We start from the raw sequence: 19,265 nt of genomic DNA, 5'->3' as shown, positions 1-19,265 counted from the left end.
GTTAACGCTCCTGAGATGTAGTAAGATTGAGAATGTCTTCGGTGGAACCAAAGAACTGGCCCGGTTGCACGCGGAAGGCCGCGCCCGTCGGGCAAGCCTGCACACAGGCCTGATTGCTATATCCCGCGCAGAGGTCGCACTTGATCGCCAGTTTTTTGCGCACTTCGGCGATGGCGTCAGAGCCATCGCCGGGCGTCAGGGGGCCAGGCATCGCGAACTGCTGCGCCATGGGGAGCTGGCGCTTGCCATATTCTCTGCCAACGCCTTTCGAGAAGAAGCGCGTGAAGCGCTCCCAAGTTGAAGAGGGAGCCGCCTCCTGCTCGTTCAGTGAGATAATGGAGATGTTGTCATAGGGGCAGCGCTCGGCGCAAATGCCACAACCGATACAGCTCTCGGTGATGTAGACCTCACCACTGGGCAGACGTGCAATGCCAGCACGGCTACAAAGCAGGCAGACGGGGTCCTGGCAGTGGCGACAGGCGGTGGCCACACTGATATTGCCTACGACCATACCACGACGGTTCATGCGCGAGTGTCCATGCCTGCGCTCGCACGCCTCCTCGCACTTATCACAGTGAACACACTTATCTAGATCGATGACCAGCACTTCGGTCCCCTCAACGACGCCTCCACCAACCAGGGCGCGCAAGCCAGCCCTGGCCTCCGCCTCGGCCAGGGCCTGCGTCTGTCCGCGTTGGAGAAGGTCACGCGGCCCGATGAAGGTCTGGGCCGCGTCCGCCATCACGCGATACTCCTGCAAGCGATGCATAAAGCGCTGGTTGACCTCGGGATAGCGCGAGAGAATCACGAGCATATCTTCGCGCCGGATCTCCGCCAACCGCACACGGTTAATCGCAGTCGCCGTTACCGCTTTCCCATCGCCAAGCATGTCCAGGCCTCCGGCGAAATAGTCGCCATTCTGGCGGTAGGCAATGATGCGCTCTTTTCCCTGACCAGGATGAGAACCCGAGGACATGCGCGCCACCTTCACAAAGCCGTCCAGGATGACATGTAGCGCCTCACGAGCCGGTTGCGCCTCCTCCCTATCGGCGAAAAGCACTTCGTCGCGCTCGTAGTTTCTAAAGCGCACTTTACTCGCCAGCCAGCGCATATCCTGGTCCGCAACCCCCTGGAAGAGGGCCATACGCTTGAGGATGCTGACAATCGAGCGGGTATTATGCAGGTTCTCAAAGTAGTGGCGCACTGGGGGCGCGACCTCCATCATGCGCTGGATCACCTGCTCAGGAACCTCAAGCACCATGGCCGTGGTCTGGGCCTTGACGGTGGCAGTCCGCTGCTGGCCCGTTAGCATTCCACGCTCACCCACAAATTCGCCACGCCCAAGCACCGCTATGGGCAATTCCTGTCCCAAAGGGCCGAGCGTGCTCGTCATGAAGCGCCCTTCGAGGATAAAGTACATCTCTCGGCCATAGGTACGCTCCTGAATGAGGATGGAATCAGGCACCAGTGACAGGAGTTTGGAGCTGCTCAACAGGTGTTTGAGGTAATTATCTGGCACCAGTTGCGCATCACCAAACATAGGTTGCTCACGCAGGCGGCTCAGCAGCAGAGGGAGCGTCCACCCCTGGGGGAGATACTCAAGCACCAGGCTCATATCCACGTTACGATCCCAGGAGATTCCCAGGCGCTGTTTGAGCGAGAGCATAAGCAGATCGCGATGGTTGCTGACCGGGCAGACCGGCACACAGGAGCCACACATAACGCACTCCTGCGTAAAACGCGCCACGTGAGGCGCGACCTCATCAGAGATCGTGGCCAGGTTGAGATCGGCGATATTGACCTGCGACGAGAGCGGGAGCGGACATGCCCGCATACAGCGGTCGCAGCCGATACACATATCAATCTCAAAGCGCACCTCACTCTCGGTGAGTGGAGTGAGATGACTGCGATGCTGCACGCCAATCATGGGCAGGGCAGTTGGTTTCTGCATAGACTTTCTCTCAACTCCTTATTGTGGTGAACCGCAACTGGGGCAGAAGCGCGCCTGAGGGGACACGAGTGACGCGCCACACTGGCGGCAATACGCCGTCTTCGTCGCGATCCCAGCGCGTACAGGCTCGCTACCTGGCGCTGCTACAGCTTGCATGACGGGTATTCCCTTTCCTCCACTGCGAACAGGCAGCGGTGAGTGTGGCTGCTGATAGTTCAGGAAATAAGCCTTCACATTCCCAAGTTCAATTGCGGCCTCGTGGGTCAGAGGGTAGGCCGACGTAATCTTGTGATGATTCACGCGCACCCCATTGCCACTCTGGAGATCGCGAATGTAAAGACTATCGAGACCATCGGGTCCAGGGAAAATGGCGGCGTGCTTGCGTGAGATGGACATCTCCTGGAGCCTAATCTCATTCCCTTGCTCCCGGCCAATGGTGACCTGCCTCTTTAGAGGCAGAGCAAAGACCAGGGGTTGACCATTAAGTACACATACCAGGGCTGGTCCCTGGCGCAGAGGCGCCACGAGATTCGCCGAAAGGGGTGTAGCCACACCAGGCAACGAGAGGGAACCATCGCTGGCAAGCACTGGTTGTCCCTGGGACAACGCTGGCGCAGGAGCGTGAATCACCGTCTGCTCGCCCGCTCCTGCGATCGCGGACGAGAACGTGGGGATATTCGCGGCCGAGACTGGTGTGGCATTAAAGAAGGCTTGCTTCTGCTCTTTATTGAGCAAAACAGATTCGGCAGGATCAACTGTTTGCAGTTTCAACGCAAATTTCACCGAGCCAAACTGGACCTGGTTCTCTGGCGCAAGTACGGTCAGGCTATTGGGCGCCACTCGCTGCCCATTTACCTGCGTCCCATTCTTACTTCCCAGGTCGCGCAACACATACTGCCCATTGGCGTAGCTAATCTCCGCGTGGCGACGCGAGATCGTATTATGGTTAATGACCAGGCTCGAACCCTCCAGCCGGCCAACGGTAACGACCCGCGTCTGACTGAGATAGACATCGGTTAGGGGAGGTGTGATCGATAGCTGATTCACAGGCACTAGCCGGGCCTCGCGCAGAGTCGGCGCGGTTCCAGGCTTATCAATAGCGGGCTTCACTTCAGGTACAACCCCAGTCGCGTAAGCCATGCGCTGGACGGCGACCATACCCTCGCGATTGACCCCGAGCAGAGGAGGCGGCACCCCCTGCGTATCCAACCAGGCCCCCAGGTGAAAATCAGGGGCAAAGAGGCGTGAGGCGACCGGGGAGAGATTCACGCTGTGATCGATAGCGCGTTTATAGGTCAGCACACTCCTACGGTCACCCAGGGCCACCATCCCCACGGGGACGCCTTGCTTTAAAATAACCTTCTGATAATGGCGAGGTTGGGGATCAGCGACTAGTTCCTGGTAGTTCTTCTCGCCCCTGGGAACCGTTGAGATGCCCACCGAGGCGAAATCAAGTCCATAGAGGAAAGTGGCGTTATAAAAGTTGCCGAAGCGGAAGAGATGTTCTGTGTCCAGCAGATCGAGCATACTATACGCGGCGGCACGCGCCTGCTGCACTGAGGGATACCACTGCCCGATCACACGCGCCTTGCCCGTAATGGGATCAGCGGTCTCAATCAGGTCGCCTGCCGCAAAAATATCTGGCACAGTGGTACGCATCGCGCCATCGACCTTGACCCCACGCCCACAGGCGATGCCCGCGCTCTTCACAAAGTCGATAATTGGCTCAATGCCAATGCCCAGCAAGACGATCTCACAGGGGATATGCTGCCCCGTCGTCGTGATTACACCAGTCACCTGCCCATTTTGCCCACAGACCTCGGCGATCTCCTGCTCGGTGCGCACATCGACGCCCTCACGCCTTTCCTGTTGTAGAACCAGGTCGGAGGCCACGGGGTCCAGCACCTCGGACCAGAGGGTGCGTCGGCGCAAGAGGTGCGTTACCTCGTATCCACGATGGCGCAACGTCTCGATAGATTCAAGTGCCAGCGTCCCGCTCCCCACAACCACGATACGGCGCGCGTTGTTCAGCCGCGCCAGCACGCGCTGGTAGTCGGCGACAGTGCGCAACGTCGTGACACCCGCCAGGTCGACGCCAGGGCAGGTCAGCGAGGTTGCGCGCGCGCCATGCGCCAGTAGTAAGCGCGAGTAGGCAAGCGTCGCCCCGCTGCGTAGCGCCAGAGTGTGCTCTCCTGGCCTGATAGCCATGACGCGGTCGGTCACAAAGCGAATGTGACGATCGGGATAGAAACTGATGGGGCGTGCCCAGAGCTTCTCCTCACGAATTTTGCCGCCCAGGTAGTCCTTGAGCGCGGGGCGGTAGAAGACGGGAGTCGGCTCCTCCGCGACCACTGTAATCTCTGCGGCCCTATCTTCCGCGCGTATGACCTCCGCGGCGGTCGCGCCCGCGATTCCATTGCCAATGATGACATATGCTTGCTGCGTTGCCATTACATCCCCTGATACAAGTAGTAGAACCAACGCGAACGATAAATGACGGTATAAAAAATTTTAACTTCTCATAAAACCACATTATAAACGGCAACAGAAGACCTTTTTGGGCATTATTTTCAGTAAAGGGGAATGATTTGGGAGGCCCTGGCTGCCGTACGGCAGCCAGGGCCTCCCAAATCATTCCCCTTTACTGAATTACTGAAAGTGGGGCGCGACCTGCTCATTGAAGTAATGCAGGGTCTGGAGGTTGGAAATGCGGAAGATAAAATGTGTGACGCCGATGGCCTGGAATTGCTCCAACTCCTGGCGCACCTCGCTCGCGTTGCCGGCGATGTAGTGCTTCTGCGGGTGGCGCTGCACCTGGGCAGGATCAGCGGAGGCGCTCAGCGTACCCAGGTAGGTTAGCTTAATCTCGTCGGGATTACGTCCGATGCGCTCGCAGTGCTGGCGCAGGATCGCCAGCTTACGCGCATATTCCTCGACGGGGCAGGAATTGAAGTTCCACCAGTCCGCGTGGCGCGCCACAATTGCCAGCGTGCGCTGCTCCCCACCACCTCCAATCAGAATGGGAATGGACGGCTCAGGCCGAGGCGCGCAATAGGCATCCTGTATATGATAGAATGCGCCATCGAAGCTGGCAGGCTGTGACTGCCAGAGCGAGCGCAGGATATTTACCGTATCCTCCAGCTGGCCCATGCGCTCCTTGACGGAGGGGAAGGGATACCCATACGCCCGGTATTCATCCTCCTTCCAACCGGCACCCACGCCCAGAATCAGGCGCCCACCAGTCAAGGCCTGGATATTGGCCGCCATCTTCGCCAACAGGGCGGGATTGCGGTAGGATTGGGAGAGGACCAGCGTACCAACCTTGAAGCGCTGGTACTGCGCGGCCAGGTACGTCAGCGTCGTCAAGGCCTCCAGGTGGTCGTTCGCCCCCACCTGAAGATGATCCTCCAGCCAGAGCGTCGTAAAGGCGGGAGAGAGAGCCTCGATACAATGCCGGTTATACTGCATCAAATCCTGAAAAGAGTCCCCAGGATTGGTCGGACGCAACATCAAACCAAAATCAACCTGTGCCAAAATACACCTCCAAAAGCTAAGATATAAAAACTAAGATATATATACCCTCTAATCATTATGCGACACACCTCTGGAAGAGAACAGCTGGGGGCTGTGTGCGGTAAGCACACAGCCCCCAGCTGTTCTCTTCCACTCTCTTTTACCAGCGGGAGTGGACGCTGGCGCGGAAGCGCCGATCATAGAGTTCCTGGATGCGCTTCATGGTCTCTTCGCTCAGCGCGGGGAGTTCTGAGGCAGCAGTGTTATCCTGCGCCTGCTGTGGATTCTTCGCCCCGGCGATTACCGTCGAGACCTCGGGGAACATCAAGATCCAGCGCAGGGCGAACTGCGCCATAGTCGTTCCTTCGGGAACCAGGTCCCGTAGCTCTTCAACCGCCTTCAGGCCCTCCTCATAGTCCACCCCGGAGAAGGTCTCGCCCTGGTCAAAGGCCTCGCCATGACGGTTATAATTGCGGTGGTCGCTCGTGGAGAACTGGCTCTGCGCGCTAAACTTGCCCGTCAAGAGTCCGCTGGCCAGGGGGACACGTACAATGACGCCAACGTTGCGCTCCCGTGCCGCCGCGAAGAACTGCTCGGCAGGCTTGAGACGGAACATATTAAAGATGATCTGCACGCTCTTGACGTTGGAATATTGTATGGCTTTAAGTGCCTCTTCCACCTTCTCGACACTGACGCCATAGTTGCGGATCTTGCCCTGCTGCTGCAAATCATCGAGGATCGCAAATACCTCGGGCATAGCGTAGACCTCAGAGGGTGGGCAGTGCAGTTGCACCAGGTCCAGGGCCTCGACGTCGAGATTGCGCAGGCTACGCTCAATAAAGCCTGCTAGATTCTGGCGATTGTTGTACCCTTCAGCCGTGTGGGGATTGAGGCGACGGCCCGCCTTCGTCACAATAATAAGCTCTTCTTTGCGCGCTTTGCGCACCTGGGCAATCAGTTGCTCGGAATGGCCATCACCATAGACATCGGCGGTATCAATGAAGTTCACACCCAGGTCAATAGCCTTATTGAGAGCCGCAAGCGCGGCGGTATCGTCTTGCTGTCCCCAGGCATCTCCGCCAATTCCCCAGGCCCCAAAGCCAATCTCAGAGACATTCCAGCCAGTTCGTCCAAATGAACGGTATCGCATATATACACAACCTCTCTTCTCAACAGAGAATTTTCATACGAATTTTTATGAAAGACGTGAAAGACGCACAACGCCATCTCTTAGCTAGTACGCACAACAGGACCGCTCCAATGACGCCGTCCTCTTAGATTACCGCACCCATAAACCATTCTGCAAACAAACAGTTTTTCCACACATAAAGAGAGGGGACGCGACATGGCTCTTGTCGCGTCCCTCTCGAAATAAAGAGAACCTAAGCGGGAAACTGAATCTGCCAGACCTGAATAGAGCCATCGGCATCGCCACAGGCCAGCAGCGAACCACCTGGCGACCAGGCCACCACGTGCACGGGAGGGTGCTTACTACTGTAAGCAAAGACACAGGCTCCTGTGCGCACATCCCAGATACGCACGCTCCCATCGGCGCTCGAAGAGGCCAGGAGTTTGCCATCGTGTGACCAGGAGAGCGAGAGAATCTTCTGCGTGTGTCCACTGAAGAGCAGTTTATCCCGGCCCGTGTTGGTATTCCAGTAGTGGATAACCTGCTCCTCTCCGCCTGAAGCCATATAGCTATTCCCAGGCGCCCAGGCCAGGGCCTGCACACTAGCAAACGAGGGGTCGCTAAAGATGCGCCCATGATGCCGTGGCGTGTTGACATGCCAGATCTGTACGCCCCCATCCTCGCTGGCCACGGCGACACAGGTGCCATCAGGAGACCAGGTGAGCGCGGCCACATCTTTATCCTGAGGTTTAAAGGTCGCGTGCTGCGTTCCCGACATGGCTTCCCAGACACGGACCATGCCATCTGGTCCATCCACCGAGGCAAGACGCTGGCCATCGGAGGACCAGGCCAGGGCCTTCACCGGTTGCGTATGCGCCTGGAAGGTATGCATAATAGCACCCCTGGTCGCGCTCCACACATGAACCTGTGGATCATAGCCCGCCGAGGCAATCAATAGCCCTCTGGGTGACCAGGCCACGGTATGCACACCCGTCCGGTGCCCACCGTAGGAGAGGAGAACCTTTCCCGTAGAGGCGTCCCAGACGCGAGCCTGCATATCATTCCCGCCCGAGACAAGCCGGCGCCCATCATAAGACCAGGAAAGACTCCGAACTGCGCCATGGTTCGCGCGCGCCGTCCAGATTACTCTTCCCGCTGCCTTCACCTCTGCCGGGGCTTCCGGCACATCTACGGCAACACCATCTGGTGTCGAGAGGGGAGATAAAGGGGTAGTCATCTGGCCAGCAGGGGCAACCGCCACCCGCTGTGGGAAGGAGCGCAGCGGCCCAGAGGAGGGACGCGCACGAAACGCCTCTTCAAGCGCACTCGCGAAGGCTTGCATGCTTTTGAAACGCTGGTGTGGCTCCCGCGCCAGCGCGGTCATGACCACCTGCTCAACTTCGGTCGACACGCTGGGGACCTTCGCCCGCAATGGAGGCAACAGCGAGCCATACTGAAACAGGCGCGTGCTAAGCGGATCATAAGTCGGACGCTCACCCGTAAACCATTCATAAATGATCAGTCCTAAGGCATACTGGTCACTGGTCTGACGAGCCACGCCCTGATATTGCTCGGGGGCCATGTAGAGCGAGTTCTCTGGGGAACGAGCCGTAAATATTCCCAGAGGAAGAAAGAAGTCACTCAACAGTACATTGCCTTGCTTATCAAGCAGCATATTCTCTGGCTTAATAAACTGGTGCAGATAGTTTTCGCTATGTGCATAGTGCAAGGCCTCAGAAATCTGCCTGGCATACGCCAGAATGCGTTGCGCGGAGAGACGCGTCCCTTCGAGATGGCGACGACGCAAACTCCCATTGAGGGCAACCTCCATGACCAGGTAGGGAACATTCCATTCGACACCATAATCACGCACACGCATAATATGGGGATGGCTCAGGTTCGCGATTCGACGAGCCGAACGCGAGAATTTTTCAATTTCTTCCTGAGCAAGGCGCGCCCGTAACATTTTGATAGCCACAGGCGCTTGAGAAGGAAGATGCTCTGCAACAAATACCTGAGCATGCGGTCCCTCCCCGACAATATGGGTTAAACGATAGTGGCCTATCTGTTGTCCCGCACGATACAGCATGAAATAAGTCCTTTGGGGGCGATGTAATCCTAAATATCCATGTAACTGATTATAGAGAAGTTGCTTTTTCACGTCAATGCAAAGCCTGCTCGCTCACTTAAAAAGAGCCTCACCGTCATCCCCATAAGGCAATTGCGCAACACACATCTTGAAATAACATGAAGCACAAACCATGCTCCTGCGCCTGCTGCACAAGCACCGGATAAGCTCAAGGGCGAACAACGGTCTCTTGTGCAGCATAAAGAGGTATTCACAAAAGAGGCTATAATCACCTAGCCTATTTTGGGGGTGCGATTCTACCAATCAAGCGCCAATAGCCAGAATGACGAAGCAGCAGGAACTTACAGGCTGTCAGGATATTTCTGCTGAACACACTGCATAATCTTCTCCCGCGTTTCTGAGGGCTGCAAGCCAGTATTATCAATAACCACATCCCAACGCCGGGTAAAGTCCTCCTGCTCAGTCTCACAATTTGATGAAAGCATCCAGTTAACGACACGTCTCTGGATCTTTATTGCTCCGTTGGTGATCGATCCAGCACAAGCCACCCGCCTGTGCTCCCACCTGGAAGCGCTCGCCAGCTCTACAATGCCATTCTCTCCGAAGGGCAGCGTAAGGGCAAGCCGCATCCCGGAGCGTCCCGAATGCGGCTTGCCCTTCCTCGCACGCACAAGGCCGAATGAGCAGCCAGGTAAGCTGGCGTTTCGCTACTGTCTCCTGCGTCGCGAGTAGTTAGAGTTCGCGATATTCGCCTTCGATGGTTCCCGGTTCGCTACTAGAACCGGTCTGTGCTCTCGCTTCAGTGGCTTGGCTACCAGCCGGAGCGCCTGTATAGCTGGCGATTTCCTGCTGCATACGCTGAGCGGTGCTCTCCAATTCAGCCATGGTGCTCTGCACACGCGCTGTATCACTCCCGGTCAGCGCGTCACGTACGGCTTTGATTCGATTCTCCGCTTCACTGCGCACATCGGGTGAGAGTTTCTCAGTGTTCTCTCGGAGAATCCGTTCTGCCTGGTAGGCTACACTGGAGGCATTGTTGCGTATCTCGATCTCCTGGCGGCGCTGACGATCTTCCTGAGCGTGCTGCTCCGCTTCACGCACCATGCGGTCAACATCACTTTGCGAGAGACCACTGGATGCCGTAATAGTTATCTTTTGCTCACGGCCCGTGGCCTTGTCGCGCGCGGTCACGTTGAGAATGCCGTTTGCGTCAATATCGAAGGTGACTTCGATTTGTGGCATGCCACGCGGCACGGGACTGATACCCTCCAGGCGGAAATGTCCCAGGCTCTTGTTATCGCGCGCCAGCTCACGTTCACCCTGGAGTACATGGACATCTACCGCCGATTGATTATCCTCGGCTGTGCTGAAGGTCTCGCTCTTGCGTGTAGGAATGGTCGTGTTGCGCTCAATGAGCTTGGTTGTCACTCCACCCAATGTCTCGACGCCAAGTGAGAGCGGGGTGACATCCAGGAGCAAGACATCCTTAACCTCGCCTCCCAGCACACCTCCCTGGATAGCCGCGCCAATGGCGACCACCTCATCGGGATTAACGCCCTTGTGCGGGTCCTTGCCGAAAATGTTTTTGACAAACTCAACTACGGCTGGCATACGAGTTTGTCCACCTACCAGCACATCCTCGTTGACGTCGCTTGGCTTGACCTGCGCATCCTCCAAGGCACGCATGACTGGGCCGCGCGTGCGCTCGATCAGGTCGCCCACCAGTTGCTCTAGCTTGGCACGTGTGAGTGTCATCACAAGGTGCCTTGGCCCACTGGGATCAGCCGTGATAAAGGGGAGGTTAATCTCGGTCTGGGTCGATGAGGAGAGCTCGATCTTGGCTCGCTCGGCCGCTTCTTTCAGGCGTTGGAGCGCCATGCGATCGTTGCGTAAATCAATGCCCTGATCCTTGCGAAACTCATCAGCAAGCCAATCCACAATCCGCTGATCAAAGTCGTCACCACCCAGATGAGTATCACCATTGGTGGCCTTGACTTCAATGACACCCTCTCCCAGTTGCAAGACGGAGATATCAAAGGTGCCACCACCAAGGTCATAGACGCCAATCAGCTCGTCATGCTTCTTGTCCAGCCCATAGGCAAGTGAGGCCGCGGTTGGCTCATTAATGATGCGTAAGACTTCAAGTCCTGCAATGGTACCCGCGTCTTTCGTGGCCTGGCGCTGTGAGTCGTTGAAGTAGGCGGGGACAGTGATGACGGCCTGCGTAATGCGCTCTCCCAATTTGTCTTCCGCATCGACTTTCAGCTTTTGGAGGATCATGGCTGAAATTTCTGGCGGACTATACTCACGCCCTCCCATCACGACGCGGACATCACCGTTCGCAGCGCCTGTAATCTTGTAGGGAACCATTTTTATCGTACGCTGTACCTCGGGATCATCGAACCTACGCCCCATGAGACGCTTAATGGAGAAGACGGTATTTTCCGGGTTGGTCACGGCCTGGCGTTTGGCGACCTGGCCCACCAGGCGCTCGCCATTCTTTGTAATCGCAACGATAGAGGGTGTAATCCGCCCGCCCTCCCTGTTCTCAATGACGGTGGGTTCACCCGCCTCCATAATTGACATGACTGAGTTTGTTGTTCCCAGGTCTATACCGAGTACCTTTGCCATTGTTGCCCCTCTCTCTCGTATTGTGTCCACGGCTCCTCTCGACAAGGAGCCCGAGCACGTATATGGCTTGCTCACGTGGACTGTCGAATGCCAGAGGCTGCTTCTTTACCTGGCACCCTCGACTCCTATGAGGCGTTGTCGCGACTCATTCGGCTTGCGTTTGCCTGTTGTTAGGATCAGTCTTTTCTTGCTCCGCGGGCGTTTCGCGTTGTGGAGAGGCTCCCGCGACACTCACTCTGGCTGGACGAATGACATGCTCTTCGATGATGTACCCTTGTTGGAGTACATCGAGAATAGTCCCTTCTGGCACATCTGCATGGGTCTCGGTCGTGATGGTCTCATGCCAGCGTGGGTTGAATTGTTCGCCAATGGCACCCACACGTTGCACACCCAGTTGGTCAAGCATTGACTCAAGTCTGCGCGCGACCAGAAACAGACCCTGCACCCAGGAATGCGGACACATCTCCGCTGGTGCCGAGCGCAACGCCAGCTCAAGATCATCGAGGACAGGCAACAGGTGATAGAGTAGGCTGCTCTGGGCTGTGATGCGTCCCTCAAGCTGTTCCTTACCCATGCGGCGACGATAATTGACGAACTCCGCCTGAGTTCTACGCAGTTGATCCAGGTATTCTTCCGCTTTGCGTTGCTCTTCCTGTACCGCTTCGCTCTGGGGAACTGACTGGATGGCTGTAGTCGCTTCAGGCGGAGTCTGCTGTTGCTCTGGTTGACCCTGTTGGGCTGACTGGGTGGCTGTCGTGGTGCCAGTTGTGGCCTTCTGTTGTTCTGGGTTGTTTGACTGCATAGCATAACCCTCTTCTTTTGAGCACTGTTTTTTACGCGTATCGGCAGCATCGCGCAAAACAACAAGCTATGAAAAAGCAATCGTGAACACTGCATGTAACTTTTGTCATTGAGGCCTTATGAGAGGGAACTTGCGTCACGGCGATGCATTGAAAACAAGAGGGCAACAATGATCACCTTTATAGTTCCTCAGACTAAGACCTGCATCAATTGGCTGATCAATATTGCTTATAACCCTGCTGTTATCCAGTTCGCGCCATCATACGAAAGATAGCATGAAAAGGAAAATTTCTCTATAAATTATTGCCAGTAGTAACACAAATAAAGTATCTAAATGTTCTGGTCTGCAAACCCATAATTCCCTATTGGACATACATTGGGTTAGGAATGCATACGCTGAGAGCGCTTAAAAGGGCTACTTTATTTAATCGAGGATTGTTGCCAACACTCCTTTCATTGAGGTACACTTCTAAAAGTGCATCTATATCTTTACAAACACCAATGGCGCTTATCTTGCATCTCTTGAGAATGTAAAAGTCTTTCACAACAAAGCTCCGTCTCATTTAGATGAGATGGGGAGAAGAGTCTCTTGAAGAGAGAGGAGTAACGTGCCTCACTTTACACTTAGCCACTCGACCAACCATACACAGATAGATCAGGCTCTGCAACAGCTTGTTGAACGATATGAGTCTTCCTTTCCCGAGCGCATCGCTGCATACTACCTTACAGGGAGCTATGCCGATGAGAGCGATGTACAAACAAGCGATGTAGACCTCGATATTATCTTCCGTGAGCGCTTTCGCAATACTGAGGAGCGCCAGCTCGCGGAACAGCTACGAGACGCGTTTACGACGCGTGCGAAACGCCGGCAACTCGAATTCGATATTTCCCTCACCGAAGAAGAGACATTCCGCACCACGGGCATCGAACCCAATCTCAAGCTAGCGGGGCAGATCCTCTTTGGCGAGGACATCTGTGCACGCTACCCACTGCTCTCCATCGAGGAGTGGGCGCATGAGCGCATGCATGCCGTCTATTATCTACTTACCCACGTCTACCCCAGAGAGGCCCGCCTGAACCTGGACTACCCCAACTGGAGCGATGAATTCTTTGGCTATATGAATCGCACCGTCACGCTCGCGGATGGGAGCGAGGTCCCCTGCACACGCAACCTGCTCCGCACCACGGGATGGGCCGCGACGGCGCTGCTGGCCTTTCAAGCCAGAGAATACGTAGCGCGCAAACGCGACTGTCACCTCACCTACCGGCAACATATCGATGACGAGTGGGGTACATTGCTGGAGAGCCTCTATACCCTCTGTCGCCAGCGCTGGCACTACCTGCTCCCCACCAGCCCCCAGGAGCGCCAACAGTTACGAGGAATTTGCCAGCTCATACAGGGCTTTGAGCAGCACTTTATGCGCCAGTATAAGCAGTTCATCTTGACCGAGTTACAGGCCGGACCGGAGGCACTGAAGCAACGTACACGCGAATTCCAACAACGCTTCCCTCTGCACGATGCCGAGGTAGAGGCAGCACTCCGCTGAACTTTCATCAGGCATGTATGGTCCATGCTAACGTGGGCCATACATGGTGTGCTTCTTTAGACTGTCACGCCCTGTTCTTGCAAGAGCAGGTCCTCTTCGTAGATACGGCGAATCACATCCTCGATCTCTGGCTCCTGGAAGGTGACATCGCGCAGGCGATGCCGCCCGCCCAACCAGGCCACCAGCTCATGCGCGGGCAGGGCATCGCGCGCAAAGCTGAGCCAGACACGCGGCCCCTCAGATCGCACCAGGCGTACACCAGGTGGGAGAGTTGGCAGCACGACCTGGTCCTGTTCGTCGCGGGCAAGTTGGTCCAGCTCAGCGGGATCAAGGACCGCGATCAGCGTACGCTCGCCGCCGAAGCGCTCTCGAATGTCTGCTACCGAACCATCGTAAAGCTTACGACCATGATCGATAATGATCATGCGAGGACAGAGCGTCTCGACGTCATCCATATCATGAGTCGTCAGCAAAACCGTGGTCTTCCGCTCGGCATTCAGTTGCAGCAAGAACTCGCGGATACGAGCCTTGGCCACAACGTCCAGGCCGATGGTCGGCTCATCCAGATAGAGTAGCTCCGGATCGTGCAGGAGCGCGGCCGCGATATCTCCACGCATCCGCTGGCCCAACGAGAGTTGGCGCACAGGCGTATCAATAAACTCGTTTAAGTCGAGTGTCTCGCGCAGCTGCTCCAGGTTCGCGCGGTGGCGCTCCTCCGGCACCTGGTAGAGGTGGCGCAGGAGGCGCAGCGAGTCGATAAGGGGCAGATCCCACCAGAGCTGGGTTCGCTGCCCAAAGACCACGCCGATCCGTGAGGCTAGTTCGCGCCGCTGGCGAATGGGTTCCAGGCCCGCCACGCGTAGAGTGCCACCACTGGGCGTCAGGATACCCGTCATCATTTTAATCGATGTGCTTTTCCCCGCCCCGTTGGGACCCACCAGGCCAAGCATCTCCCCGCGCTCAACACGCAGCGAGACATCCTGGACCGCGTTCACCAGGCGCAGCTCTGGATTGACGATACTGCGTATTCCACCCAGCATTCCAGGCCGGCGCCGGGCCAGGCGGAAGGTCTTAGTCATCTGCTCAACTTCAATAATTGCCGACATAATGTACTCCTTTCAGTTGTAGGGTCCATGCTGGCATGGACTGGAGGCCCGCAGATTGACACTCCGACGCGAGGAGATCGCTTCGCTCGGAGTCCATGCCAGCATGGACCCTACAAATACGCTATTTAGTTGCCAGTGCTTTGATATTGACGAACGCCAAAGCGCCAGGCCAGCACACAGACAGCGGCAAAGGCCAGCGCCAGGACAGGCGCACAAAAGGCCAGCCACAGCGGAAGGCCAAAGGGCAGGGGCCGCTCAAGAATGTAGCAGACCGGGATATACGAGCCAAAGGCCAGAGGCACAATAAAGAGAAAGAAGCGCTGCATCAAGGCGTTATACGCCGTGAGCGGATAGCTCAGCATCTCACGCCCCCCGTAGGAGAGCACATTGGTGATCTCCACTGCCTCGATGGTCCAGAAACAGATGGTCGCGCCAAGCAGCAGAATCGCCACAAAAATGAGCGCTGTACTGACAATACCAACTGGGAGTAAAAGCATCTTGATCCAGGTCCAGTGGAGCTGGGGCAGAAGCGTCAGGGAGTAGCCCATCGATAGCACTCCTAGCGAGATACGCCCCAGGCGGCGCAGGCGAAAATCGCTGCCCACAATCTGGAGAAATACCCCCGTTGGACGTAACAGCACCCGGTCAAACTCGCCCTTACGAATCGTCTCAGGGAAATTATCAATACCCGCGCCCACCAGCTCGGCCACGCCAAAGCTCAAATTGATCACTGAGCTGAGAAAGGCCACCTCACCCACCTTCCAGCCCAGCATATCGGGGAAGGCAAAGAAGAAAAGCAGGAGCGCGAAAAACTCCAGCCCGGTCACCGCCAGATACGAGCCAATATCCAGCAGTAGATTAACCTTGTACTGAAACTGAGCCTTAATCTGCATGCTCACCAGGTAGCGGTAGAGGCGCAGATCGGCCAGAAATGTCGATAGCATCGTATGAACACTCCTCTCTTAACCGCCCTGAGACACCACGCGACGCGTCGCGATGGTGGTCACGGCACGCGCAATCAGGATAAGGACTAGTAGCCAGCCCAGTTGACGCACAAACTCAAACCAGAAGTCGGTCAGCGTCATCTTGCCCAGAAAGGCCAGCGCGGGCGCGTTCATAAAGCCATTGAACGGCAACCAGACCGTGAAGCTTCGCAACCAGCCAGGGAAGAAGTAGACAGGCACATAGGACCCGGTAAAAAACTGCGAGATAACCACGGACATCGTGACCATGGCTCGCCCTTCAAGAATCCAGAAGGCAAAGATGTTATAGAGAAAGCGATAGGCCACCCCCAGCAGAATGGCGGGCGGCAGCATCAAAAGAAGCGTACCCCAGTTCGTCCAGGAGATAGGCACGCCTATATGAAACAAAACCATGCCCGCCACATAGATGGGTAGCCCACGAAAGAGCAGGAAGAAGAGGCTCCGCCCCACCTCGCGGCTAAACCAGTACCAGCAGAAGTCGCAGGGCTTGCTTAGATCCGACACGACCTCCCCAGTGCGAATCGTCATCATCAGGTCCATCCAACCAAATGGCGAAATGACCATAAGGAAGGATTGTAAGAGCCAGGTATAGCGCAGGCTATCCTGAACACTATAGCCAGGGACCGCCGGTCGCGCGTGATAGAGCGCGAGGATGATATAGCTAAATAGGGTACAGAAGAAAATGTTGGTAACCAGGCCCGAAATATTGGCCCAGCGATAGATTAATTGGCGGCGAAATGCGGTCAACGCCACCTCAACATAAAAAGGGAACATATCACTCCTTGCAAAGGACAGCCAGAGAGAGCACAAAACGCCCTACTCTGATGAAAGGACTGTGATCAAACGTGGCTTGCGTGCATACAAACCACGTGCCCGGACAAGGCCGGGTCGATGAAGAAGATGTGGAAAGGAAATTATCGGGGACACGACAAAACCGGGATGGCTCACAACCAACCCGTAAGGAAGAAAAACAAGTACCAGAAACCCCCTACGCGCCAAAGAGAGCGTCATCTTCACGCGAAGGAGCACTATTATAGCATCAGCCACTAAGGCTTAGCAAGTTCTTTGCCCTTCGCGTGAAGATGACGCTCAGGAGTAAGGGGTATCTGGTGGCGGGATGGTTTCGCCATCCCGCCACCAGATACCCCTTACTCGGTGTTGGATGTGGGCGAACTCACACCCAAACACCACATTATTCTTCTCAGGGCTAACTTGCCAGCCGAGAAGGGGAAGATCGATGTGCCCACAAGAATTCGTGAATGCCCCTTGATCGGAACACAAATCTCAGAAGTGGAGGATAGGCAGCTTCCGCCTGTGAAGCGGGGATAATCTCAGGCCTCTCTAACACATACTCCTCCCCTCTTGTCTTGAGAACACAACGGTCAGCGGCCATCACATTGCGGACCCAATCAACATTCTTTGCCTCCCCATAGAGCACTGCCATAACAAAACCATCACCCAGTGGATACGCTGAGAGAGGCGTGATATATTCTCGGCCACTGCTTCGTCCAAGATGCTTGAGCACAGAATAGGCGCGCAAACATCCTCCAGAAATTTTGAGAAAGAGCGCGTTCGATCTCTTATTTAGTTGCTGCCTGGGGCGCGCTTCAATTGTCTCTTGCTGCTCTGTATTTACTGGCACGGTACCACCTGCTTTCTCGTTCACCTTTTTCAAGCTTGTTTTGCAAAAGTCCCTATTTGACAGACATGCTATTTTGTAACGTAAAAGAAATTCCGTAACATGTTGTCTCTTTCCAAGTGTAGCCTGGCTCCTGGCTGGAAACAAGCCACAATTGGAGCTAATTGTTAGATATGTAACAAGGAGCGCAAGATGTCACACTCGCCTGGTGATTTGCGTGTGAGGCGCACCCAGAAGCTCATTCGGGATGCGTTCATCGCCTTAATAGAAGAGCGCGGTTTCGATGCCATCACTGTTGGAGAGATTGCAAGCCATGCGATGGTCAGCCGAACCGCCTTCTATCGCTACTATGAGGATAAATACGACCTGGTCATGAAGCTATTTGAGGAGACTGTCATTACTATCAACCGGGATTTTGATGTCTTTCGTCGCGATGCATTGAGCACTGCTGACCTCAAAACCCCTGCGCAGTCCTGGACCCAACTCTTCAAATATGCCGAAGAGGTCATTCCCACGCCCCTACCATATGTGGAACTCTTCGAGCATGTTGCTAAATATGAGAGGCTGTATAGGGCGCTGCTTGGCAAGAGGGGGAGTTCCTGGTTTGTGATGAACATGCGGGCATATCTCGCCGATATGATAAGCGAGCGTCTCCAGGAGTTGGTAAAGGCTTTCAACGGGAATCTCGGGGTTTCTCGCGTATTGATGGACGGGTTTGTGCCCGCCCAAATCGCCGCACTCCTGGTTGATACCATCACCTGGTGGCTAGAGCAGGGAAGGCCCTACACCTCCAGGCAGATAGCCATGTACTACTACCGCATGATGTGCTCGATCCTCAAGGATGTTCCCACGTGGGAATAGCATGCCTCTCGCTGCCAAACAACGGGAGGCATATTACCATTTATTCTGGTGTGGAGGAGGCTTCTTCCTCGATGGGTTCTTCCTGCTCCAGGAGGAGAGGGAAGGGCGTTTTTTTGCCGTTGGCAGAGAGTGCTGAGGGGCGCGTGGAGTGATTATTGGGGTGCGCACGCTCAAGGGGAAGCTGCTGGTGATGATAGATACGATTCGAGAGCAGGGCGTGATTGGCGTTCATCGCCACCTGCATGGATTCAATAATATGCTCCAATTGCTGGATGCTGGTGAGTATTTCTTCGATATTGGTAATATTACTGGCAAAGGCGGGCTGCTGCTGTATGAGATCCGCGTGCAAGCTCTGCATCTGGACCGCCAGGTAGTTCTGGACCTCTTTGAGCATACCTTGCATAGAATCATCGAGGATGCTCAGGCGCTGTTCCAGCACCCTGTCAAAGGCGGCTGCCATATCATCCCAGGGAATCTCGGTCTGTAGCTCTATCGAGTCGTACTCGGAACTCAACTCCAGTTCGGTAGCGCCCTCCCCAAAGGTCGCAAAGTCACTCTGGGTATGTTGCTTGATTAGCTCCTCGATGGCCAGCAGTTGGGCCGCCAGGGCGTTCTCCATGGTGTGTTGAAATTGTCCCTGCTGGCGATCCTCGCGCTGTTCCAGGTGGCGCGCCAGAGCCTGGTCCGCATGCTCCTGCCCGGAAGAGACGATCTGACTCAGCCCCTCCAGCGTGCGCGCATGCTGCTCATTCAAGCGACGAGGAATAGTACGTAAAAGTTCCTGGTTGAGTGAGGAGAGGCGCTGCTCAAACTCGCGGCGCAAGGTCGCAAAGCGGCTATCCAGCGAGCGCTCCATCTCGCGTCGATGCGCGCTCAGCCGTTGATCGAGAATGGTTGTAAATGCTTGTAGCTCATCTTGAGTAAATGACATGGCCTATCCCCTCTTCGTGTTTGTCCGCTTTAGCGAGTCTCGCCTTCCACAGTATAGGAAGCAAATACATCCATGTCAATATTT

Annotated in this window: 14 protein-coding genes; 2 read left to right on the top strand and 12 right to left on the bottom strand. The window is 55.7% G+C overall.

Features of this window, described 5'->3' with window-relative positions; translation table 11 throughout:
* Window position 1: 1 nt before the first annotated feature.
* From KTE_RS25805 to KTE_RS25770, 8 genes are all read right to left on the bottom strand, one after another.
* On the bottom strand, window positions 2-1,951 hold the full coding sequence (locus tag KTE_RS25805) for a cyclic nucleotide-binding domain-containing protein (protein ID WP_201386075.1): 1,950 nt from the start codon (window positions 1,949-1,951) through the stop codon (window positions 2-4).
* 18 nt (window positions 1,952-1,969) lie between these two features.
* A complete protein-coding gene (locus tag KTE_RS25800) occupies window positions 1,970-4,402 on the bottom strand; it encodes an FAD-dependent oxidoreductase (protein WP_201386074.1) in 2,433 nt (810 codons plus the stop codon).
* Window positions 4,403-4,600: 198 nt separating this feature from the next.
* Window positions 4,601-5,485 carry an LLM class flavin-dependent oxidoreductase gene (locus KTE_RS25795; protein WP_201386073.1) on the bottom strand — a complete coding sequence of 295 codons (885 nt, stop codon included), beginning with the start codon at window positions 5,483-5,485 and terminating at the stop codon, window positions 4,601-4,603.
* A gap of 139 nt (window positions 5,486-5,624) precedes the next feature.
* Window positions 5,625-6,614 carry an aldo/keto reductase gene (locus KTE_RS25790; protein ID WP_201386072.1) on the bottom strand — a complete coding sequence of 330 codons (990 nt, stop codon included), beginning with the start codon at window positions 6,612-6,614 and terminating at the stop codon, window positions 5,625-5,627.
* A gap of 232 nt (window positions 6,615-6,846) precedes the next feature.
* The gene (locus tag KTE_RS25785; RefSeq protein ID WP_201386069.1) at window positions 6,847-8,682 is read right to left on the bottom strand and encodes a serine/threonine-protein kinase; all 1,836 of its coding nucleotides are present in this window, start codon (window positions 8,680-8,682) and stop codon (window positions 6,847-6,849) included.
* Window positions 8,683-9,023: 341 nt separating this feature from the next.
* Entirely contained in the window at window positions 9,024-9,311 is a 288-nt protein-coding gene (locus KTE_RS25780) for a hypothetical protein (protein WP_201386067.1), read from the bottom strand.
* Between the two features lie 103 nt (window positions 9,312-9,414).
* Entirely contained in the window at window positions 9,415-11,313 is a 1,899-nt protein-coding gene (gene dnaK, locus KTE_RS25775) for a molecular chaperone DnaK (protein ID WP_201386065.1), read from the bottom strand.
* A gap of 145 nt (window positions 11,314-11,458) precedes the next feature.
* A complete protein-coding gene (locus tag KTE_RS25770) occupies window positions 11,459-12,115 on the bottom strand; it encodes a nucleotide exchange factor GrpE (RefSeq protein ID WP_201386057.1) in 657 nt (218 codons plus the stop codon).
* Window positions 12,116-12,722: 607 nt separating this feature from the next.
* Here KTE_RS25770 and KTE_RS25765 point away from each other — a divergent pair.
* Window positions 12,723-13,661 carry a nucleotidyltransferase domain-containing protein gene (locus KTE_RS25765; protein ID WP_201386055.1) on the top strand — a complete coding sequence of 313 codons (939 nt, stop codon included), beginning with the start codon at window positions 12,723-12,725 and terminating at the stop codon, window positions 13,659-13,661.
* A 56-nt stretch (window positions 13,662-13,717) separates the two neighbouring features.
* Here the strand turns inward: KTE_RS25765 and KTE_RS25760 are convergent, their stop codons facing one another.
* The 3 genes from KTE_RS25760 to KTE_RS25750 all read right to left on the bottom strand — a co-directional run bounded on the left by KTE_RS25760 (window position 13,718) and on the right by KTE_RS25750 (window position 16,524).
* Entirely contained in the window at window positions 13,718-14,767 is a 1,050-nt protein-coding gene (locus tag KTE_RS25760; protein WP_201386053.1) for an ATP-binding cassette domain-containing protein, read from the bottom strand.
* Between the two features lie 125 nt (window positions 14,768-14,892).
* Window positions 14,893-15,711, bottom strand: a complete 819-nt coding sequence (locus KTE_RS25755; RefSeq protein WP_201376396.1) for an ABC transporter permease — start codon at window positions 15,709-15,711, stop codon at window positions 14,893-14,895.
* An 18-nt stretch (window positions 15,712-15,729) separates the two neighbouring features.
* Window positions 15,730-16,524, bottom strand: coding sequence for an ABC-2 family transporter protein (locus tag KTE_RS25750; RefSeq protein WP_201386050.1), 795 nt, complete (start codon window positions 16,522-16,524; stop codon window positions 15,730-15,732).
* Between the two features lie 1,057 nt (window positions 16,525-17,581).
* Here KTE_RS25750 and KTE_RS25745 point away from each other — a divergent pair.
* On the top strand, window positions 17,582-18,250 hold the full coding sequence (locus KTE_RS25745; protein ID WP_201386047.1) for a TetR/AcrR family transcriptional regulator: 669 nt from the start codon (window positions 17,582-17,584) through the stop codon (window positions 18,248-18,250).
* A 40-nt stretch (window positions 18,251-18,290) separates the two neighbouring features.
* Here the strand turns inward: KTE_RS25745 and KTE_RS25740 are convergent, their stop codons facing one another.
* On the bottom strand, window positions 18,291-19,181 hold the full coding sequence (locus KTE_RS25740) for a hypothetical protein (protein WP_201386046.1): 891 nt from the start codon (window positions 19,179-19,181) through the stop codon (window positions 18,291-18,293).
* Window positions 19,182-19,265: the final 84 nt, after the last annotated feature.

Source organism: Ktedonobacter sp. SOSP1-85 (assembly GCF_016587415.1).
GTDB lineage: Bacteria > Chloroflexota > Ktedonobacteria > Ktedonobacterales > Ktedonobacteraceae > Ktedonobacter.
The sequence above is the reverse complement of the archived record's forward strand: the minus strand, read 5'-3'. Positions and strand labels throughout refer to the sequence as shown.

Bases quoted from the DNA above. Each gene is read 5' to 3' on its own strand.
- KTE_RS25805 (WP_201386075.1), bottom strand. From the start codon at position 1,951: ATGCAGAAACCAACTGCCCTGCCCATGATTGGCGTGCAGCATCGCAGT.
- KTE_RS25800 (WP_201386074.1), bottom strand. From the start codon at position 4,402: ATGGCAACGCAGCAAGCATATGTCATCATTGGCAATGGAATCGCGGGC.
- KTE_RS25790 (WP_201386072.1), bottom strand. From the start codon at position 6,614: ATGCGATACCGTTCATTTGGACGAACTGGCTGGAATGTCTCTGAGATT.
- KTE_RS25785 (WP_201386069.1), bottom strand. From the start codon at position 8,682: ATGCTGTATCGTGCGGGACAACAGATAGGCCACTATCGTTTAACCCAT.
- KTE_RS25780 (WP_201386067.1), bottom strand. From the start codon at position 9,311: ATGCGGCTTGCCCTTACGCTGCCCTTCGGAGAGAATGGCATTGTAGAG.
- dnaK (WP_201386065.1), bottom strand. From the start codon at position 11,313: ATGGCAAAGGTACTCGGTATAGACCTGGGAACAACAAACTCAGTCATG.
- KTE_RS25770 (WP_201386057.1), bottom strand. From the start codon at position 12,115: ATGCAGTCAAACAACCCAGAACAACAGAAGGCCACAACTGGCACCACG.
- KTE_RS25760 (WP_201386053.1), bottom strand. From the start codon at position 14,767: ATGTCGGCAATTATTGAAGTTGAGCAGATGACTAAGACCTTCCGCCTG.
- KTE_RS25755 (WP_201376396.1), bottom strand. From the start codon at position 15,711: ATGCTATCGACATTTCTGGCCGATCTGCGCCTCTACCGCTACCTGGTG.
- KTE_RS25750 (WP_201386050.1), bottom strand. From the start codon at position 16,524: ATGTTCCCTTTTTATGTTGAGGTGGCGTTGACCGCATTTCGCCGCCAA.
- KTE_RS25745 (WP_201386047.1), top strand. From the start codon at position 17,582: ATGTCACACTCGCCTGGTGATTTGCGTGTGAGGCGCACCCAGAAGCTC.
- KTE_RS25740 (WP_201386046.1), bottom strand. From the start codon at position 19,181: ATGTCATTTACTCAAGATGAGCTACAAGCATTTACAACCATTCTCGAT.